The following is a 3,454-nucleotide window of genomic DNA, read 5'->3' as shown; positions in this document are numbered from 1 at the left end:
TGCGATGAGGTGATGGAAGAGCGGTTAATTTGCTGCGGTGCATAAGTCAGCTTCTGGCCCGTTTGAGACCTTCCGACCGGCGCTGAAGATGTCAGCTCACCAGGGTGGACCGGAAGTAAACGACAGCAGGGCCAAACCGACGCGAATGACCCGGAGCCGACATGCGCGTGTCGACGACCCACTTTGCTTGGGGAGACCCTGGGCGCGGACTACGGAAGGTGTCTTGCGGAGTCAACATTTGCACCTGACATAGCCTACGAGCGAATACGGCCATGTTTTGGGCGAAGCGCGGACCGGTGGCTTTCCGGATGAGAATTCAGCGACGGACCCTTCTGGCGGCTGGAGTGACGGGCCTGGCGTGGGCGGCAACGCAGGGCCTGGCGGCTGCGCCCAATGCTGGAACAAGGTTCGTGTTCCACGTCTCCAGCGCCGCGGGCGGCTGGCTGGATTGGCTGAAGGATTGGCTCTACGCCCCTCTGACGGCCGAATTGGAGAAACGCGGCTTTCCGTCGATGCTCGTGCACAGCTCCGTAAGCAGCTCCGACACGCCCAATGGAGATCGCGCTTCAGCCGTCGTCAAAGCGCTCGAGAACGTCACGGATCAGGTCGTGCTGGTTGGAATATCCAACGAAGGGAACTTCCTGCCGTTGGTAGCGGCGGCACGGCCCATTAGGCGGCTCGTCTATGTCAACGCGGTCCTTCCACGTCCGGGGACGGCGTTCATCGAGGTTTGCCAAACGGAGAAGGTCGCCGTGCCGGGAAGCTACCTCGACAAGCTCCTCAAGGCCTCCCAAGGCATCACGGATGATTTTCTGAAACTCATCCACGATCCCAACGCGACCGAGGCGCAGCTCAAAGCCATGCAGGACCGTATCGACGCCTCGCGATCCGCTCATATCATGGTCGGCTTCTACGAGGTCTGTCCTCTGAAAGCGCTGCCGAACGTCGAGAACGTGTACGTTTCGGGCTCGGCTGACGACCAGATCCGGCCAGAGTGGAAGCAGTCGGCGGCGCGTCGGGTCCTCGGCGTCGAGCCGGTTGTCATTTCCGGTGCCGGCCATGCGAACATCTACAGAAAGTATGCGGCCCCGCTTGCGGACGCTTGCGTCAAGGGCCTGTGATGGCGCGCCTTGAGGCCCGCAATCGCGCCTTCAGTCGATTCCGGTGGCGCGCCATGCAATGTCCCGCAGTGGCACATCGGCGAAGTGGCGGGAGGTCTCATTGAGGTCTGCTAAGTGGGGCATAGCGGACTAGATTTGCTCGGGCTGAGTTCTTCGCATTTTGACCCATTGCGGAAGCGGCCGCAAAATCCATGAACCAAATCTGGTCTGTTTATATGATACGCCAATACGCCGAGAGTTCGTGCAGTCTCTGTTGCGTTATTCCTCTCACGAGTGCTGCTCCTGGCTCGTCCTAGGCGCTGTCAGCTTCGCAACGCAAGAACACGCAGAAGAATTCCGCGGCCGCCACGCGACAGGCGATCGTGAAACAATTCGGAGAGCCGGTCTCCCCGCTTCCGTACTGAGAGCCGCCTCCGCAGCTCATGGGCGCGAAACAGCGAGCAAAAGAGAAAATCCCGACGGAGCTGGCGAAGGCGCCTGCCATAGCCTCTCACATCGGTGCTCGCGTAGGCTTCCATTAAGGTGCGGATCAAATAGTCATCGCTCGGATCTGGATAAGATTCGTAGGAAACGCTCGATGATCGCGTGGACACGGGTTCATCGGTCGTCGTCAGAAATATGTTCATGCGGATCAGCCCATCTGATACGCCGGTCGCCTCTTTGCTGAAATTTCCGTAGTTTACAAAGGGCAAGGCAGCGAGTTGCCGGCGCAAATTTTCGAGCGTCGCCGACGGGATCTTGACGCCGTTGCCCGCGCTGGTGTCGAGCCCGTTGGCGCGCACCGTGGCGTACAGGTCGCCCCAGAACTTGTCCCAGGGGGCTGTGCCGTTGCGGTTAGCCGACGGATTCTTGCGAACGCTATAGGTCGTTTGAGTGAGATAGGCCGCCAATTCGCCCATGTGACGCGTAACGGTGCCATCAGGATCATAGACGTCGATCATGGCGTGGACGCATTCGTGCAGCAGCAGCGCCCGATCGCTGTCATTCGCGGGCGGTGACTTCTTCTGTGTCAACAGAACATCCGTCGTTGGATCGTAGAAAGCGAGATCCTCAGTGCCGCCCTTAACCAAGATATTACCGGCGCGAATGTGATCGCGAACTGTCGTCAAGTATTCGCCTTTAATGTGAATCTTATCCACGTAGAACTCGATGCCAAGCGTTACCGGGTCGCTCAGTGTATCCAGGACGTCGCCTTCGGTCAGTGGCATGACCTGCCTCCCTCACGAGATTGAGCAATAATAGTCCGGCCAATCTCTGGTAAAAGAAAGCCCTTCCTCTCAGGAGGAAGAACATCGAACTGCGCCTCTCCGATACCGCTATTGGGCAGGCTTAGCGGCGTGCGCGGCGTCCTATTTTGATGCGGCAACCTCACCCGAGATCGTGTTTAGATGTGTCTGGCCAGGCGCACTAGGTTCAAAGGGTATGATCAGCGATTACGATCAAGCTCTGCAGGCCTTTTTTTCGAAGCACTAGCGCTCGGCACCACCAGCATGTCAGCATCTGTGGCCCATCGCGATCTATTGCACCGCCGCAAGACCTCAGTCGCGAACGGTGCATAGATGGTGTAACGGGCCGCCGGCTGGCCGCGGTGGTTAAGGCGGCGAGAAGGAGTCGTCCCTCAAACTGATGGTGTCGAAAGAACGGAGTCGGGTGATGCCCGCTCCAGCATCAGCGAGGGACGACCATGAACCATTATGTCGGAATTGACGTGTCTTTGGAAGCTTCCAGCCTGTGCGTCGTCGATGCCAATGGCAAGATTGCCCGCGAGGGCAAGGTTGCCAGCGAGCCGGACGCCCTGATTGCCTGGCTGAGGAGGCTAAAACTGGAGCTGGCGCGGATTGGGCTGGAAGCAGGACCGCTGTCGCAGTGGCTCTACGCGGCGATGCGCCAGGCCGGACTTGCGGTCGAGCTGCTGGAGACACGGCACGTGCACACCGCGCTCGAGACGATGCCGGTGAAGAGCGACCGCAACGACGCGCGCGGGATCGCGCAGCTGATGCGGTTGGGCTGGTTCCGTCCGGTGCATTGCAAGTCGATGGCCGCGCAGGAGACGCGCGCACTGCTCACCGCGCGCAAACTGCTGCAGACAAAGCTTCATGATCTCGAGCTGAGCTTGCGGGGCGTTCTGCGCGGATTTGGCCTCAAGGTCGGGCCAACCACGCCAGCGCGCTTCGCGGAGCGGATCAGGGAACTGGTCGCCAGACATCCAAGCCTGGAGGTGATTGCGGACGGGCTGCTGGCGGCGCGTGTCGCGCTGCGGCGCGAGTTCGACTGCTTCGAGAAGCAGGTACGGGACGCGGCCCGCTGCGATACGCGGGCACGGTTGTTGATGT

Annotated in this window: 3 protein-coding genes; 2 read left to right on the top strand and 1 reads right to left on the bottom strand. The window is 60.1% G+C overall.

Annotated elements, in window-relative coordinates:
- The first annotated feature begins 344 nt into the window (after positions 1 to 344).
- Positions 345 to 1,121: an alpha/beta fold hydrolase gene (locus ACFFWD_RS41990; protein ID WP_376975275.1), complete on the top strand. Its 777-nt coding sequence runs from the start codon at positions 345 to 347 to the stop codon at positions 1,119 to 1,121.
- A gap of 302 nt (positions 1,122 to 1,423) precedes the next feature.
- Here the strand turns inward: ACFFWD_RS41990 and ACFFWD_RS41985 are convergent, their stop codons facing one another.
- Positions 1,424 to 2,329, bottom strand: coding sequence for a hypothetical protein (locus tag ACFFWD_RS41985; protein WP_376975274.1), 906 nt, complete (start codon positions 2,327 to 2,329; stop codon positions 1,424 to 1,426).
- Positions 2,330 to 2,805: 476 nt separating this feature from the next.
- On the opposite strand from ACFFWD_RS41985, the gene ACFFWD_RS41980 reads away from it, so the two are divergent.
- Positions 2,806 to 3,454, top strand: a 649-nt coding sequence (locus ACFFWD_RS41980) for an IS110 family transposase (RefSeq protein WP_446680542.1), incomplete at its 3' end; no start/stop codon positions are given.

The sequence above is a fragment of the Bradyrhizobium erythrophlei genome, from assembly GCF_042430365.1.
Taxonomy (GTDB): domain Bacteria; phylum Pseudomonadota; class Alphaproteobacteria; order Rhizobiales; family Xanthobacteraceae; genus Bradyrhizobium; species Bradyrhizobium erythrophlei.
Note: the sequence above shows the minus strand (reverse complement) of the source record. Positions and strands in the feature narration are given on the sequence as shown.